This is a genomic window from Aliikangiella sp. G2MR2-5, from assembly GCF_015687155.1.
In the GTDB taxonomy this organism is placed as follows: Bacteria; Pseudomonadota; Gammaproteobacteria; order Enterobacterales; family Kangiellaceae; genus Aliikangiella.
Genome location: NZ_JADPQF010000001.1, coordinates 1,799,645 through 1,816,076, shown reverse-complemented (window position 1 = coordinate 1,816,076; position 16,432 = coordinate 1,799,645). Strand labels below are relative to the sequence as shown.

At 41.0% G+C, this 16,432-nt stretch carries 15 protein-coding genes; 9 read left to right on the top strand and 6 right to left on the bottom strand.

The features are described 5' to 3' along the window. Positions 1 to 119: 119 nt before the first annotated feature. Positions 120 to 479 (bottom strand): hypothetical protein, encoded by a 360-nt coding sequence (locus tag IYN84_RS07425; RefSeq protein WP_196138509.1) that lies wholly within the window; start codon positions 477 to 479, stop codon positions 120 to 122. A gap of 106 nt (positions 480 to 585) precedes the next feature. Here IYN84_RS07425 and IYN84_RS07420 point away from each other — a divergent pair, with 106 nt between their 5' ends. Together IYN84_RS07420 and IYN84_RS07415 are read left to right on the top strand one after the other, a co-directional pair. Beyond that, positions 586 to 876 carry a GIY-YIG nuclease family protein gene (locus tag IYN84_RS07420; RefSeq protein ID WP_196138508.1) on the top strand — a complete coding sequence of 97 codons (291 nt, stop codon included), beginning with the start codon at positions 586 to 588 and terminating at the stop codon, positions 874 to 876. Continuing rightward, a complete protein-coding gene (locus tag IYN84_RS07415) occupies positions 877 to 1,413 on the top strand; it encodes a SprT-like domain-containing protein (protein WP_196138507.1) in 537 nt (178 codons plus the stop codon). A 117-nt stretch (positions 1,414 to 1,530) separates the two neighbouring features. Here the strand turns inward: IYN84_RS07415 and IYN84_RS07410 are convergent, their stop codons facing one another. Then, complete coding sequence (locus IYN84_RS07410; RefSeq protein WP_196138506.1) at positions 1,531 to 1,842, bottom strand: LysR family transcriptional regulator; 312 nt, start codon at positions 1,840 to 1,842, stop codon at positions 1,531 to 1,533. A gap of 748 nt (positions 1,843 to 2,590) precedes the next feature. On the opposite strand from IYN84_RS07410, the gene IYN84_RS07405 reads away from it, so the two are divergent. From IYN84_RS07405 to lysA, 3 genes are read left to right on the top strand one after another with little or no spacing between them, the layout of a single operon-like run. After that, complete coding sequence (locus tag IYN84_RS07405; protein WP_196138505.1) at positions 2,591 to 3,598, top strand: aspartate-semialdehyde dehydrogenase; 1,008 nt, start codon at positions 2,591 to 2,593, stop codon at positions 3,596 to 3,598. Positions 3,599 to 3,624: 26 nt separating this feature from the next. After that, positions 3,625 to 4,938 carry an aspartate kinase gene (locus tag IYN84_RS07400; RefSeq protein ID WP_196138504.1) on the top strand — a complete coding sequence of 438 codons (1,314 nt, stop codon included), beginning with the start codon at positions 3,625 to 3,627 and terminating at the stop codon, positions 4,936 to 4,938. Further along, complete coding sequence (gene lysA / locus IYN84_RS07395; protein ID WP_196138503.1) at positions 4,935 to 6,083, top strand: diaminopimelate decarboxylase; 1,149 nt, start codon at positions 4,935 to 4,937, stop codon at positions 6,081 to 6,083. Before IYN84_RS07400 ends, lysA begins: the two co-directional genes overlap by 4 nt. A 59-nt stretch (positions 6,084 to 6,142) precedes the next feature. Here the strand turns inward: lysA and IYN84_RS07390 are convergent, their stop codons facing one another. From IYN84_RS07390 to hutC, 3 genes are all read right to left on the bottom strand, one after another. Then, the gene (locus IYN84_RS07390; RefSeq protein ID WP_196138502.1) at positions 6,143 to 8,143 is read right to left on the bottom strand and encodes a urocanate hydratase; all 2,001 of its coding nucleotides are present in this window, start codon (positions 8,141 to 8,143) and stop codon (positions 6,143 to 6,145) included. Positions 8,144 to 8,153: 10 nt separating this feature from the next. Continuing rightward, positions 8,154 to 9,671 carry a histidine ammonia-lyase gene (gene hutH / locus IYN84_RS07385; protein ID WP_196138501.1) on the bottom strand — a complete coding sequence of 506 codons (1,518 nt, stop codon included), beginning with the start codon at positions 9,669 to 9,671 and terminating at the stop codon, positions 8,154 to 8,156. An 84-nt stretch (positions 9,672 to 9,755) separates the two neighbouring features. Beyond that, positions 9,756 to 10,466, bottom strand: coding sequence for a histidine utilization repressor (gene hutC, locus IYN84_RS07380; protein WP_196138500.1), 711 nt, complete (start codon positions 10,464 to 10,466; stop codon positions 9,756 to 9,758). 195 nt (positions 10,467 to 10,661) lie between these two features. Between hutC and hutG the strand changes: the two genes are divergently transcribed. The 3 genes from hutG to IYN84_RS07365 all read left to right on the top strand — a co-directional run bounded on the left by hutG (position 10,662) and on the right by IYN84_RS07365 (position 13,325). Next, positions 10,662 to 11,453, top strand: coding sequence for an N-formylglutamate deformylase (gene hutG / locus IYN84_RS07375; RefSeq protein WP_196138499.1), 792 nt, complete (start codon positions 10,662 to 10,664; stop codon positions 11,451 to 11,453). 61 nt (positions 11,454 to 11,514) lie between these two features. Further along, positions 11,515 to 12,750: an HD-GYP domain-containing protein gene (locus IYN84_RS07370; protein WP_196138498.1), complete on the top strand. Its 1,236-nt coding sequence runs from the start codon at positions 11,515 to 11,517 to the stop codon at positions 12,748 to 12,750. Positions 12,751 to 12,815: 65 nt separating this feature from the next. Continuing rightward, a complete protein-coding gene (locus IYN84_RS07365) occupies positions 12,816 to 13,325 on the top strand; it encodes a hypothetical protein (protein ID WP_196138497.1) in 510 nt (169 codons plus the stop codon). Positions 13,326 to 13,449: 124 nt separating this feature from the next. Here the strand turns inward: IYN84_RS07365 and IYN84_RS07360 are convergent, their stop codons facing one another. Next, on the bottom strand, positions 13,450 to 15,150 hold the full coding sequence (locus tag IYN84_RS07360) for a Zn-dependent hydrolase (protein WP_196138496.1): 1,701 nt from the start codon (positions 15,148 to 15,150) through the stop codon (positions 13,450 to 13,452). Positions 15,151 to 15,303: 153 nt separating this feature from the next. On the opposite strand from IYN84_RS07360, the gene IYN84_RS07355 reads away from it, so the two are divergent. After that, on the top strand, positions 15,304 to 16,416 hold the full coding sequence (locus IYN84_RS07355) for a choice-of-anchor H family protein (protein ID WP_196138495.1): 1,113 nt from the start codon (positions 15,304 to 15,306) through the stop codon (positions 16,414 to 16,416). The last annotated feature ends 16 nt before the right edge of the window (positions 16,417 to 16,432 follow it).

The window sequence follows — 16,432 nt, the reverse complement described above, 5'->3', positions numbered from 1 at the left end:
TTTATCACAATATTTTGTGCTGTCTATTTCACCAACGACAATTGCTAATTTATTTAAAAACAAAAATAAAAAATCCCGCATAATGCGGGATTCTTACCTAATCAAAAAGTAAATTTCTATTAAGGTAGCTGAATCTTACTTGCTGTGTCCTGTCCGGGAACTACAATTTTAGAAGCCTGTTCTCGTTGGTATTCCTGAATCTCTTTCATGGTTCGTTCCATAGCTGCCTTAGCGTTATCACCAAACTGTTCAAAAGCCTCTTTTAAAGAGTTAACTTCAATTTCGAAATTTAGTGGAAGAGGGCCTGCCTGGGTCATAACCTGGGTCTGACCAAAGTAGATTACATTTCTTGAGTCATCGGTTTCACCATTGGCGTTAACCGGTGTTAACACTCGAACACTTCCGATCTTTTGATCTGTGTAGACGTCTTCTTTGACTAGGTTAGTCATATCGATTTGAATTTCAGGTAATTGTTGCATTTTAAAGTCCAGTTGTTTAACTTCAGCACTAATTATATCGAGCCCTCATCCGAAATACTATGGGCTGGTCTTTTTCCCTTTGATTATCTCGGGATATAACGCTCAAATGGCAAATAACTGGTATGTGTACATCATAAAAGCAAGTGACGACTCTCTTTACACAGGGGTAACAACTGACATAAAACGCAGATGGAAGGAGCACAATAGCGGAACAAAAGGAGCAAAGTATTTTCGGGGAAGAAAGCCCAAAGTTTTGCTATATTTGGCAGAATTTCCAGGTCGCTCAGAATCACAACGTGAAGAATATAGAATAAAAAAGCTAACGAAAAGAGATAAGTTATTGTTAACAAATGCAGGTAACAATCTTACTAGTTCAGTTAAGTTGGATATTTATTAAATGAGTTATTTCGAAGCGATAGAACTTGCTAAAGGTTTGATTGATAACCTTGGTAAAGATTATCCATTTTTAAAAGATTGGCGTATAAAGCTCGATAGTGCGAAGAGAAGAGCTGGGGCATGTAAGCCGGTAGTAAAAGAAATCACGATAAGCCGTCATCACATTGAGCACAATAGCTTCTTGATCGTCAAAGATACGATATTACATGAAATAGCGCATGCTATTAATTACGAATTAAATAAAGATATTTCACATGGTCCAAATTGGAAAACTATCGCAAAATTAATAGGGGCGACTCCAAAGGCTACGGGATTGTTCGATATACCTGAAGCACCTTGGCTATTGGTAAGTGTTTGTTCAAAAACGAAAACACTCAAACTGATTGCCAGAAGATATCGTCGTCGAAAAAATATAAGAAACTTCCATTTGAAAGGAAAACCTGAAACCCTAGGCTCATTATATTATCTCTCCAATGAAGATTATTCTCTTTACAAAAAAGAACTGAAATCATTTAATGAGCTGACTTTTTTTCAATAGTATCAATTATTAAGTGACAAACGAACAATTGAGTCGAGGTTCATTACAAGGTTTACTCTGCAGTGTTTGTCAAAGATACTACACAGAGTAAACCTGTATTTTGCTCACAATCATATATTAAGCCGCAACAGAAAATGATTGAATCGTTAATGGACGACGGTTTGGATTCATTTCATTAGAGAAAGCTTTAATCTGATTTATTTGACTCATTACTGCACTCGCTTTTTCCAGAATGACACGGCCTTCATCGGTAACTCCTACGAGGTTTTTACCATTACGGGCAAAGATCTGAATTCCAAGTTCGTCTTCCAAAAGACGAAGTTGCTTGCTTACCCCTGGTTGAGAAGTGTATAGCTTTTCAGAAGCTTGTGTGATGTTCAGTCCGCTTTCGGCTATTGCGAGGATGAACCTCAGTTGTTGCAATTTCATAGTAGTTTTCCTTCTGTAGTTTCGATTGTTAAAATTAAAAAAGTAAAAAAAACGCCACTGAGCTTTTGGCTGAGTGGCGTTTTAAGGATTCTATTGCTTGTTAAATCATCAAGTCACCACTCTTTCCCTATGTTTCTTAATAAAGAGCATGTGTTTAGACATAGGGAACCACACACATGCACGCACAATCACAGGCTTAATAAAGCGCGCGATTGCGTTGGTATAGGTGTATGTGCAATGGTTAAGTTTCATAGTTACCTGATATCTTCGTTAATAACAGACTGAATCATTTCAATCTGAGTTAGTCTCACTTGTATTTACTTTCTGTGTAATTTAACTATTTATTCCTGGTAGTTATTATTGTCTATATAGGTTCGAAAAAGCCTCTATCGACTCTCCAACCGGTGTGCATACTACAAACCTTTAGGTAGCTGACTAGCACAATTACCAGAAACAAAAATCTTCTAAGAAGGAAAATTTCCCTCGTGTGGTTAGTTTATATCACTCGAAGTTCTAAGCCGTCAACCTGTAGAAAATAACATTTGGTTATAAAGTATGCATTCAATAACTCATGCATAACCAAAAATTATGCGTTATTAAAGACTGACTTGATATATCCTTGCCGCTCGAAAAATATCGAACGATACAAAATTACTCAATATCATGAGGCTAAAACAAGTTTCATGCGTTATTGGGTGGTATACTTTTATTTAAAAATTTTCTTTAATAAACAGAGGCTTTATTAAAAATGTCAGACTTTAATGTAGCGATCGTGGGTGCTTCTGGAGCTGTAGGACAGGAGCTGGTAAGAATTCTGGAAATGCGAAAATTTCCGGTTAAACAATTGACTTTGTTAGCTTCCAAACGATCTGCTGGTAAGACCATTGAATCTGAGTTTGGTAATATAACCATCGAAGAGTTTTCTGTAGAAAAATTTGAAGGACAGGATTTTGTCTTCTTTGCGACTTCTGGCGATCATGCAAAGGAGTTTGCGCCAAAAGCAGCGCAAGCCGGAGCTGTTGTCATCGACAATAGTAGCGCATTCAGGTTAGACGATAACGTACCTCTGGTTGTCCCTGAAGTAAATCCAAAAGACGCTTTTAGTCACAAGGGAATCATTGCAAATCCAAATTGTTCAACCATCCAAATGGTCGTGGCACTTAACCCTATACATCAGTATTCTCGTATCAAGCGTATAGTTGTATCTACTTATCAGGCTGTTTCCGGAGCCGGACAAGATGCAATAAATGAATTAAACGAACAATTAAAAGCTGTATTAGATGGCTCCACAGTCAAGGTGGAGCAGTTCACCAAGCAGATCGCGTTTAATGTCATTCCGCATATCGATGTTTTCCAGGAAAATGGTTATACCAAAGAAGAGATGAAAATGGTTAATGAGACCTGGAAAATTATGGGTGACGATCAAATTAAGATCAGCGCTAACTGCGTCAGAGTCCCTGTTATAAGAGCTCATTCTGAAGCAATCAATATCGAAACCGAATCATTCGTAGGTGAAGCTAAAGCTCGTGAACTTTTCGATGCCGCACAAGACCTGGAGGTCATAGATAGTCGTGAAAATGGCGGATATCCGACACCGATAGAAGTAAGCGAAACTATGAAAACTTATGTGGGAAGAATTCGCGAAGATATTTCCTGCGATAATGGTTTAGCTCTTTGGTGTGTTGCCGACCAGCTATGGAAAGGTGCAGCGTTAAATGCGGTGCAAATAGCAGAGTTGCTAGTAAGTGGCGAGTAGTCAAACGAATAAGTCAGGATATTGAAATGAAAGTTTTAAAGTTTGGCGGTACGTCGTTAGGCGATGCTTCGCGAATGAATAACGTATCTAATATTGTTTCCCAACAAGGAAGAGTTCTTGTTGTTCTATCGGCAGTTGCAGGAACAACTGATTCGCTGGTTAAGATAGCCGAATTTATTAAACACGCTGAATCGACAAAAGCATACGAAGTTGTAGATGTGCTTCGTAATCATTATAAGCGCTATATCGAAGCGCTTTACAACGACAGTGAAAATAAGGAGCTCGCTGAATCATTCGTTGAATCGCAACTAAATGACATTAATGAGTTAGCGCTATCGCCAGCAACGCCTTCAACAGAATTTCACGTCCTGGCAAAAGGCGAGATTATTTCAACTGAGTTGTTTCAACTGTTGCTACAAGAGCAAGGCAAGTCTTCACGGTTGTTATCATCGCTAGATTTTTTGAGATTGAGCAGAGACAGCGCACCGGATGAGAAGTATCTTTCCGAAAAACTCAGTCAGTTAATTTCTGAAACTCCTGATGTCGAAATATTTGTCGCTCAAGGTTTTATTTGTCGAAATGCTTTCGGTGAGATTTCAAACCTTAAGCGTGGAGGAAGTGATTATTCAGCATCATTATTTGCTGCTGCAATCGACTGCGAGGAAGTTCAGATCTGGACGGATATCGATGGTATGCATAATAACGATCCTCGATATATTGAAAATACACATCCAATTCGAGAATTGTCCTTTGATGAGGCTGCTGAGCTGGCTTATTTTGGCGCTAAAATCTTACATCCAAGTAGTATTAAGCCGGCTAGAAAAAAGAATATCCCGGTAAGATTATTGAACACTTTAGAGCCTGAAGCCGTTGGAACTTTGATTTCTCACCAGTCAGTTAGTTCTCAAATTAAAGCTGTTGCTGCAAAAAGCGGAATTACAGCGATAAAAATCCGATCTTCTGAAATGTTACAGGCACCAGGCTTTTTGCGCAGGGTGTTTGAAGTTTTCGAACTTTACCATACATCTATTGATGTAATCACAACCTCCGAAGTAGCGGTCTCTGTGACCATTGATGATACTACCTACTTGGAGCCAATTGTTAAAACGCTAAATGAGTTTGGGCAAGTGGAAGTTGATAGAAATCTATCAATTATCTGTGTTGTCGGAGAGTTTTTAGTGGAGAGCTCGGGGGTAGCGGCTAGAGTGATTAGCTCTTTACGGAATATCCCGCTAAGAATGATTTCTTATGGTGGTAGTGCCCATAACATAACCTTGCTAGTATCGGAAGAGCTCAAGGTCGAAGCGTTAAAAGCTCTTCATGAAGGGGTGTTCTCATGATTAGCAACAGTGCAGTTGAGTTGTTTCAACAGAGAGAAACACCTTTTTACCACTATGATTTAACGCTTTTAAAAGGAACTATCGATAGTGTAAAAAGTTTAGCAAAGCAGTTCGATTTTGATATTCATTATGCGGTAAAAGCTAACAGCAATGAAAGGATTCTTCAGGAGCTTAGAGACGCTGGGTTTGGTGCAGATTGTGTTAGCGGGAATGAAGTTAAATTGGCGGCTGAAATGGGCTTTCCGGTTGACAGTATTTTGTTTGCCGGGGTCGGCAAAACCGATAAAGAAATTAATCTGGCACTTGAGTTAAATATCAAAGCATTTAATTGCGAGTCAATTCAGGAAGTTGAAGTGTTGAATCAACTGGCATTGGCTCAAGACAAAGTTGCGGAGATAGCCCTTCGGATAAATCCGAATGTAGATGCCAAAACTCATAAGTACATTACTACCGGACTGGATGAAAACAAATTCGGGATTAACCAGATCGACTTACCTGAATTTATTTTGAGACTACCTGAGTTTTCTAATGTAAAACTCACCGGATTACACTTTCACATCGGTTCACAAATAACTGATATGAAAGTATTTAAAGGGCTTTGTTTGAGAGTCAACGAAATTCAAAACTGGTTTGCTGACAACGGTGTTCAAATTGAACACCTTAATCTGGGGGGAGGCCTGGGGATCGACTACAATTCTCCCGACAAGAATTCAATACCAGATTTTAAAACCTATTTTACGATTTTCTCAGAGTTTTTAGAGAGAAAAGCGAATCAGAAAGTACATTTCGAGTTAGGAAGATCGATTGTTGGCCAGTGCGGTAGTTTGATTTCAAGAGTTGTATTTATAAAAAAAGGCTTGAATACCAGTTTTGCAATTGTTGATGCAGGCATGACAGAGCTAATGAGACCCGCACTTTATCAGAGCTATCATCAAATAGATAATCTTACATCAAGCGGAGAAGAAGCTGTTTACGATGTAGTAGGACCCATTTGTGAATCTACAGATTGTTTTGGTAAAGCGGTTAAGTTGCCTGAGACTAAAAGGGGAGATTTAATCGCACTACGCAGTGCTGGCGCTTACGGAGAAGTAATGACATCTCGTTATAACTTGAGAGATCAAAATGAGCCGCTTTATACGAATTGATCTGTTTTAGGTTAAGCAACAAAGGGCCTTTATCGCCCTTTGTTTCTTTTGGTAAAGTATTAGAATGTCAGGTTTTCTAATATGTTATCGTCTACCAGATTAGCCAAAGTCACTTTGAGCCTAGGCGTTCTTTCCATTTCGCGTTTAATCGCAAAATTGGCTTCTTCATTTCGTGCCCAGCTACGTCGAGCTATACCATTGTTAACGTCAAACAACAGCATGGACTTGAGACGGCGCTCAGCGTTTTCACTACCATCGAGCAACATACCAAAACCACCATTGATAACTTCGCCCCAGCCAACGCCACCTCCATTGTGAATAGAAACCCAGGTAGCGCCCCGGAAGCTGTCACCGATAACGTTGTGGATTGCCATATCGGCAGTGAAGCGGCTACCATCATATATATTCGAAGTTTCGCGAAAAGGAGAGTCGGTGCCACTTACATCGTGATGATCTCTTCCTAAAACCACAGGCCCAATTTCTCCACGTTTAATTGCATCGTTAAACGCTTTTGCGATTTCCATTCTGCCTTGAGCATCGGCATAAAGAATTCGCGCTTGCGAGCCAACCACCAGCTTGTTTTGTTTAGCGTCATTAATCCAGGTTATATTGTCCTGCATTTGCTGTTGAATTTCTTCAGGTGATTCGGTCATGATTTTATTCAAGACTTGTGCGGCAATAGCGTCTGTCTTATCAAGATCTTCCGGGTTACCGGATGTACATACCCAGCGGAAGGGACCAAAGCCATAGTCGAAACACATAGGGCCGAGAATATCCTGCACATAAGAAGGATACTTAAAGTCGACTCCATTTTCTGCCATCACATCGCCACCTGCGCGAGATGCTTCCAGCAAGAAGGCATTGCCGTAGTCGAAGAAGTAAGTACCCCTTGCGGTATGCCTATTAACGGCAGCTGCGTGGCGTCTGAGAGACTCCTGAACTTTGACTTTAAATACTTCGGGCTCTTCACGAATCAGTCGGTTCGATTCTTCATAGCTGATGTCGACCGGGTAGTAACCGCCTGACCAGGGGTTGTGTAATGAAGTTTGATCAGATCCCAGGTGGACGAAAATTTCTTTTTCATAGAAAGTTTCCCATACGTCGACCACGTTACCGATAAATGCGATGGATACCACTTCTTCATTCGCCTGTGCCTCTCTAACGCGTGTAATCAACTGCTCCATATCGTCAATCAATTCATCGACCCAGCCCTGCTGATGACGTTTAGTTGCGGCCTTTGGGTTAACTTCAGCACATACAGTGATACAGTTGGCGATGTTACCTGCTTTGGGCTGAGCACCACTCATGCCGCCGAGACCTGCGGTCAGGAATATTTTGCCTTTTGGACTTTGGCCCTTCTCCAAAACTTTTCGAAATGCATTCATTACCGTAATGGTGGTTCCATGAACGATACCCTGAGGGCCTATGTACATAAAAGAGCCCGCAGTCATTTGCCCGTACTGGGTAACACCAAGAGCATTGAATCTTTCCCAGTCGTCTGGTTTGGAGTAATTCGGAATCATCATGCCGTTGGTAACCACTACGCGAGGAGCATCTTCAGAAGAAGGGAACAGACCCATTGGATGTCCTGAATAAAGATGCAATGTCTGATCACTTTCCATTTCGCTCAGATACTTCATGGTCAACAGATATTGTGCCCAGTTCTGGAATACTGCGCCGTTTCCGCCATAGGTGATTAGCTCCTCCGGATGTTGAGCAACAGCCGGATCAAGGTTGTTATCAATCATCAGCATAATCGCGGCTGCCTGTTCACATTTGGCGGGATAGTCGTCTATCGAACGGGCTTTCAAGTTATAGTTCGGCTTAAAACGGTACATATAGATACGACCGAAATCCTTTAGCTCCCGGGCAAATTCTTGCGCGAGTTCCTGATGCCACTTTTCCGGAAAATAGCGCAGTGCGTTTCTTACAGCGAGCTGTTTTTCTTCGCTGGACAGAATGTCTTTTCGCTTAGGCGCACGGTTGGCATCCGCTGGATATGGCCTGGCTGGCGGTAGCTCGTCAGGGATACCTTGCTTAACTTGTTGATGGAAATTCATTTATCTCTCCCTATTTTCTTGAGCTGGCTTTATCGGGGTTAACATTGAAAGCTTGTGCTTTAACTAATTCAACCATTGCGTCGATGTCTGGTTTTAAAAGACGATCTTCTTCCAGTTTTGCTACTTTACTTCTAATCAAGTTAAAGTTCTGTTCAATAATGTCTGAGCAGGTATTAGGGCGCCTGAAATCAATTGCCTGAGCTGCATACATCAGCTCAATAGCAAATATCTTTTCCAGATTACCAAGAATTTGATTTAATTTTCTTCCCGAAATACTACCCATTGATACATGGTCTTCCTGACCCATTGAGGTTGGAACACTGTCAGCCGATGGTGGGAAGCAAAGTGACTTATTTTCGGTTACTAGCGCTGCAGTAGCGTATTGTGGAATCATCAATCCAGAGTTGAGTCCACCCGCAGTGGTCAACAGTCTAGGCAAACCGTGTAGTCCTTCCAATAAGAGGTAACAGCGACGATCAGATATATTGCCTAGTTCTGCCGCCGCGATCGACGCATAGTCAAGCACCATAGCTAATGGTTGGCCGTGGAAGCTACCGCCTGAAATTGCCTCTTCATTACTGATTACGATCGGATTATCGGTAACCGAATTCATTTCGATTTCCGCCAGTTCCTTTAAGTGTTCAAAAGCATTTCGTGACGCCCCGTGGACCTGTGGAATACATCGTAAAGAGTAGGGGTCCTGGACACGGTCGCAATCGGTGTGTGCGGCCATATTTTGAGAGTCTTTAAAGAACTCCCGCATGCGTGTGGCGACCTTAATATTCCCCGCAAACGGGCGAGTTTCGTGGAGTTCCGCTCTGAATGGCGAACCGCTACCTTGCATACCTTCAATACTCATAGCTCCGGCCAGGTCTGCCAGGTCCAGCAAGTAGTTCATTTTGGTTAGCGCCGTAATTGCATGCGCCAGTATAAACTGAGTGCCGTTGATGAGAGCGAGGCCCTCTTTGGCATGCAGTTCCATTGGTTGTAAATTGTGCTCTTTTAATACGTTAGTGGCTGGCTTTCGTTCATGGCCTTGCCAAAATTCGCCCTCACCAATCAAGGGAAGGAATAAATGAGATAGCGGTGCTAAATCACCTGATGCGCCCACTGAGCCTTGTTCAGGCACAACTGGTATGAGGTCAAGCTCTATGAATTTTAACATTCTCTCGACAACCTCAAGACGAATGCCGGAAAAACCCTGGCTTAAGGCATGCACTTTAGTGATCAGCATTAATTTTGAAATACTTTTAGCGATTGGTTCACCAACCCCAACAGCATGTGTTATCAACAAGTTTTTCTGAAGCAGATGAGTTTCTTGTGGTGAAATCTGGGTATCACAGAGAGGACCGAAACCAGTATTGATACCGTAGATGGCCTTGTCTGAGTTTGCCATAACCTCAACATTCTGCCGGCTCCTATTGATTTGTTTTAGAGCCTGTTCGCAAAGCTTTGCTTTGATGCTGCCATTGGCAATACCATTGACAATATCGAGATTTAGATGGTCAACACCGTATCTAAATGTCATTGTTGCTTTCCTCATTCTTACATTGATGAATATTCAGCTATCTTAAACTGACGATTTTCTATAAAACCTTCGCTTGCAATTAAGCTAGCCTGTCTTAAATTTGCTTCCTAATCGGTATCTGTTTCCAGGGTGATATAGCTTGGCATAGCTAATCAATTGGTCGTGACACCAGGTTTTTCTTTCCAACGACAAAATGGCTTCGTCTTCACTTACTTTAAGCAATGAGCGAACTCGCATGCTACCAATAATGGCTTCTACCAGATGCTCTGCTTCAGTTACCGGCGCGATACTGCTCAAGTATTCGCTCGGTGTTTCAAGTACAAAGTCTTGTTCACAGTATTCCGGAACTGCCTGTAAATTTACCCAGCGCAGTTCAAGCTGGATTGGATGGTCGTCCTGAAAGTGGAGAATCTGACTATGTCCGACCCCACAACCGTTTTCCACTTCGAGCGCCTTTGCTATGGCAGCGTTGGCGGACTGTTTCTGACAAATAATCAATTCCGCGTGGTGGTCAAATCCTTGCTCTTTTATTTCTGCTGCAATACTTCGAATTTGTATCAGGGAAGACTGTTGTTTCTCTTCAGCAACAAAACTTCCTTTACCTTTTATGCGAACCAGGGTTCCTTCGTTTAAAAGCTCCTGAAGTGCTCGTCTGGCGGTCATACGGCTAACTTTGCAAAGATCGCAAAGTTCGTTTTCGGATGGTACTCTTTCTCCCGCTGTCCAGCTGCCTTGTCTGATTCCGTCGAGAATGTATGTTTTTACTTTTAAGTAGAGACTTTCTGACTTTGCCAAAATGCTTTTCTCTAAAGTTTTATATATATGGTTTTAAATTGGGCTGAATAATAGCCTAGCCTAAAGGTTATAGATTATGCATATTTAAACTTGTATATACAAGTTGTTTTTTCTCTGACAGAGAGATAAAATAAATTTGATTTTATCCTCTGTTAAATCGCGTTAGTATTTGATATACGCAAAAGGATGTTATAAATGATTGATGTTTATAAGCTTTCTAGGGGGAAGTTCCCTATTTTAGTGTCTATGCCACATAACGGCAGTCTTATTCCAGAGTCTATTAGTAATAAGATGACCGAATCGGCAAAAATGTCGAAAGATACTGACTGGTTTCTTGATAAGTTGTATAACTTTTGTACTGAAATGGAGCTCAGTATCATTGAGCCAATATTTTCACGCTATGTTATCGATTTAAACCGATCTGAGGATGATGAAAACCTGTACCCCGGAGCGGATACAACAGGGTTATGTCCAACTTCTCAATTCGACAAAACCCCAATCTATTTACCCGGAAATGAGCCGACTGCTGAGGATATAGAGGCAAGAGTTGAACAATTCTGGCGGCCATACCATAACGCGCTAAAAGCCGAGCTTGTTCGCCTGAAAGAAAGGCATGGTCGAGTATTACTTTTCGAAGCTCATTCAATTAAGTCAGAGGTGCCTCGTTTTTTTGATGGCGTTTTGCCCGACTTCAATTTTGGTGATAATAGTGGAAAGTCAACGTCTCATAATCTGCATAAAAGGATTAATGACTGGCAACCAGAAGCGTACAGCAAAGTATTTAATCAGCGCTTTAAGGGAGGATACATTACTCGCGAATATGGTGTACCTGACGATAATATGGAAAGTCTTCAACTGGAGCTTTCTCAGGCAACCTATATGAATGAGGATGAATTAAGCTATAATGATGAAAGAGCGAAACAGGTACAGGTTGAATTGAGAGCTTTATTTAACAACCTTAAGGAATACGTCGCATCAAAATTTTGAAAGTAAAACCATTAATGGAAAATATTATTCGAGCTCTGATGAAATGGAATCGGGATGAGCAATGCAGCATTTAAAACGAGTTAAAGTTCAATGTGAAGATCTTGTTCCCGGGATGTTTGTGGCAGAGCTGGATAGGCCTTGGGAAGAAACCAGTTTTTTGCTACAAGGTTTCAAGATAGAAACAACTGCTGATCTCGATGCGGTTCGCAGTGTTTGCGACTACGTCTATGTTGATTTTCGAAGCGATGAAGAATTCAAACGTTACAAACTATTGACTTCACCATCGAAGAGTTACAAAAAGAAGTTAGAAAGTTCTGTCAATCTAGAAGGCGGTCACTACAACCTTCGAAAAAGATTAAAACCTGCCTTGGCGACGAGGAGAAAGTCTACCAAGCTTTTTAAGACTGTACTGGACAAGATAGCTCTCGGACAGGACTTTGAAGTGAGTGCCGTTCGTGACTCAGTTAAGGAAAATGTGAAAGCGATTCTTGAGAATAGTGAAGCTATGCTCATGATGACAATGTTGGGCCGAACGCATGAAGATATTGCTGCGCACAGCTTAAATGTTAGCATCTTGGCGATCGGATTTGCACAATCTTTGGGATTCGATGAATTTCAGTTAGAAGATATCGGAATGGCTGCGATGCTGCATGATATTGGTCAGGTTCGAGTACCTTCTAATATTGTCAACAAAAAGGGCCGACTCAATGAGAATGAGAGAGTCGAAGTGAGTAAGCATACTCAATACGGCTTTGACATTTTGGCTTCTAAAAAAGGCTTGACTCAATCTTGTGTGGATGTGGCCTTATCTCATCATGAAAGGCTAAATGGGCAAGGGTATCCTAGAGGGCTTAAAGACTCCCAGATAAGTGATGTAGTGAGAATTGTTTCTATCGTTGAAGTCTTTGAGTCACTTACCAGCCACCAAAGTTACAGAAAGGGGATGGCGGTAATGGATGCTTATAAGGTGCTTATGGCAGGCAAAGGAAGCCACTTTGACGAAAGTCTTGTCCTGAGGTTTATTCAGTGGCGAAGTATATTTCCTCCAGGTTGTATTGTCGAAATGGACAATGGTCAGGTGGGTATAGTGATCAAAACAAACCAGAAGCACAAACTTAGACCCAAAGTACTCATCGTAATGGATGAATACAAGCAACCTTGTAATGAAAGAGTTGTTGACATGTCAAAGCTTGATTTGGATGCAGAGTCTAATCCTTATAAAATTAAGAAAGCATACGAAAATATGGCCTTTGGCATCGATATTCAGGAATATGCCGAAAAAGGTCTGAAAATATAAGCCCCGTATTACTATTAACACCTCGAATTACACCTTTTAATTTACAATATTTTAAGTAGAACACTATGAATAATATGTTAGGCCAGATGATAGCCAAGTTATCAGATGAAGATAAATTAATTTTTAATGATTTAGCTGAAAAGTTAAAAAAGGTTGATGGGAAAGTAGAGCTTCTTAGTGAAGACGATCTTTTGTTGATACGTGAAATGGAATCAAAATATGGAAGTGAAATTAACAAGGTACATGAAGAAGAGTCTTCAACGCCGGACGAAATAGATCTATTGAGAACCGGATTTGCTCAATTTGTCAGGCAAATTTTGGCTCGAGATCTGGTAAAGGAGTTTCCAATGGAAGGCGATGCTGTCGGTTTTGTTTTTGAAAATAAATGGTTACCGATTGATTGTCAGGATGATAGTCTGGTATCAGATGTGTTTGAGAAATATCGAGAAGATATTATTGAAGCTAATCAATGGCGTGACGAATTGGTCTCGGTCGATGACGATAAGAAAATGGCTGTAGGCTTAGCCTGGTTTATGGTTGTGTATCAACTAAACAAAAGATTAAATGAAGAATAGACTATCGGTTGTTTTAGCGGGAAAGGAGCTAGTTTTAAATACAGCTCCTTTCCGTTGAACCAATAGCATTAAGGCTGTGCACTAAGTTGTAAGTATAATTTCTGAACAGCCATACTGCCGAAAACTATTGAGGAAGACCCAAAACGGCTTTTCCTTGTTCGAAAATAATGTCGACAGGAATATTCGCTTCGGTTAATTTATCAAGTTCAGCCTGTAAGTCTGCGGTTATTACGCCTTTAGTTTCCAATAGTTTTTTGGCTCCTTCGTAATCGCCATTCCCTTGCAGCGTTAACAGCAGGTTTGTGAGGTCATTCATTGCGACGGTCATTTTTTCAAAGTCAACACTATATCGACCGGTGGCGGGATCGACCTTAAAGGCTCCTTTTTCTTTAAAAAAGTTAAACCTGACCATGTTGGCTTTTCCGTGTGCAGAAGAGGCTCCAAATCTTACTGAGCGGAAAATTCCGGCAAGAAATGTGACGTAATTGTCCATTAGTTTACCTTCGGTAATTTCGCCTTTTTCAAAAAGTGATTTCACCATATAAAGTCCAAGAATGTCCGCTTTGCCTTCTTCTAAAGCTGATGCCGTTTCCTTAAGTGCTGTACGAACAGCGCCTTTATCATTAATTGTATTTTTGATTCCGAGTCCATGAGCGACTTCATGGAACATGGTATTGCCGAAGAAAGCATCAAAGGTAATGAATTGCTGTTGTTCTTCTGCGATTAGTTGTTTTGAAATTGGCACTAAAATCTTGTCGAATTTTGCTTTCATTGCATTCTTTAATTGCAGACGACGAGTCCCTTTTTTGAGTTGAACTTCTTCATCATTTGGCAAATTAATGGCAATGGTTTTGGAACCAGCATTGCTATGCCCTGCATAGTAAATGACATCATAAGCATTTAAGTCGGAGTCCGTACCAGGAGTTTCCTGTTTATACTTTGCTTCAACCGGTAAGCCTTTTTGCAATTCCGGCAGAAAAGCTGCGTATTTGGCAAGCTTTTCGCTCCAGGCCAGATCTTTTATCAATACATAGGCTTCATATGACGCACGATAGCCAAACAGGAGATCTTCATAGGTTTCAATAGGTCCTATAACCAGATCAACAGGATTGGTCTTCATGTCCATCCAGGCAAAGTCGCTAGGTTGGAAGTTATCGGTAATTAACGCATCTGCTCTCATTTTCAAGTAGTTAGCAAATTCCTTATTGACTGCAAGTTCAGATGCTTCAATCAGTAATCTCGCAGCCTCTTGAAGCTCTGCCTTATATTCCTGATGGAAAGGGACGATATAAAGTTCTCCCTGCTGTTTGCGCTTGATAACTGAATATAGACCGGCTTTGCCTTGCAATTCCAGCGATTCAAACTCTTGCTTGGTCATATCTGACGGATAGAATTGTGCGCCTAGTGGCTTTTCCTCAAACGAGGCCAAAAATGGTTTGTCGCCGTCCAGTCTATCCCAGGGGCCATAATTGATGTCAGCAAATTTACGCGCCTTGGGATCATCTATTGCACTTAAAAATGCTTTTTTGTCGCCAAAAGACTGTTTCCAAAATAAATCATCCATTATTTTGGATGCGTCGATTAGCTTGGATAGCATGGCTTTTTGATTGTCGCTAAGGTGACTAAGATCGCTTGTCAGCTTAACTGTTTCGTAAATATCGAAGCGAGGGTTAGCGAGGGCTTGCTCCGCAATTGCCATTTCCTTCTTTTCTATTGTGGATTCAGCCGTTGCTCGCTTTTCTTCTTTGGGGAGTTCTACCTCTTTTTGTCCACATGCAGAAATTGTGATGCCCATAACCAGGTAGCTAATTAGCTTCAGTTTCATTGTTCCTCCAGATTGGGTTTATCGTTATTTGCTCAGCATATTATCACTTACAACCTGTAAATTCTCAGTTTTCTTTGGTTCAGGAATAATTCATTTAAGCTGTTGTTTAATAGAGTCATGTATATATCAGGGGACAGATAGCAAGGTGAGGCTATGAAAAAATTACTATTAATTTCGTTATTTGTATGTTTTGGAAGTTTGCCTTTATGGGCGAGTGAGCGCGTGAGTGCAAAAGCGGGCGGTACAGGTGTTCAGGTAAAGTCTGAGAGAGCAGCAATGACTGCTAAATCACTGCCTTCAGGAAGTGTCTCGGTTGTCAGGAGTACCAAGGAAAAAGTCAGTGATTCTCACAGGGCTACTGCAAAGTCAGAGAAATCTTCAGAGATTATTTATAGACCAGAAAAGTTGAACTCATCGCAGCGAGCTGGCTATTTTTCAATATATGACGCCTGGGTTACGCTGGACTATGATGGAGACTACGATGGTTTCCACAGTGAGTTTACTGTGACTTTTGATGCGGATGTGTCTACAGGATCAGCCATTGTAAATGCCGATATTTATATTGCCATGCCTGGAGGAGAGTGGGAGTACCTATACACAACGAATGATTTTTCAATATATGAAGATGATACAGACCCATATAGCGTTAGTTTTGTTGTCCCTCAAAGATTCGCTACCAACGACTACGATATTCTGATTGATTTGTATGAATCTGGTTACAGTGGTCTGGTAGCAACCATTGATAATACTGACGATAGCGATCTCTATAGAGTGCCACTTGAGAGTCCTCGTTATGATGGTGAAACTTTAATTACCTATGTCAGCTCCGTTTTGTCAGATGATTATGATCATGATGGTTTCTATACCGAACTTAGACTCGAGTATGATATTGAAACGCTAGATGTGGGAAGAAACGTTTATGTTTTAATTGATTTGATTGATACTCACAATAACGAAAGAATCAATGTATCGCATGTAGACTTTGTATTGGGAAATCAGACCGAAATACTGGACTTGAGCTTTGTGTCAAATATTTATGGCGATTGGTATGATGTCGAAATTAGAATTATGGACGCATATTCTAACGAAGAAATTACCTATGCTGGTTACGAGTTTTCTGCACTAAAAGGGTTGCCAATAGAGTCCTATGACTACGATGATGATGTTGAAGTCGTGGTTGTCGCAGAAGGTGGCGGCAGTTTAGGAATGTGGCTAGGTGGTATCGCTGGATTACTCTTTATCCGCAGGAAAAAAGGGAAAGCGTAGAAAAAATATCTTTAGC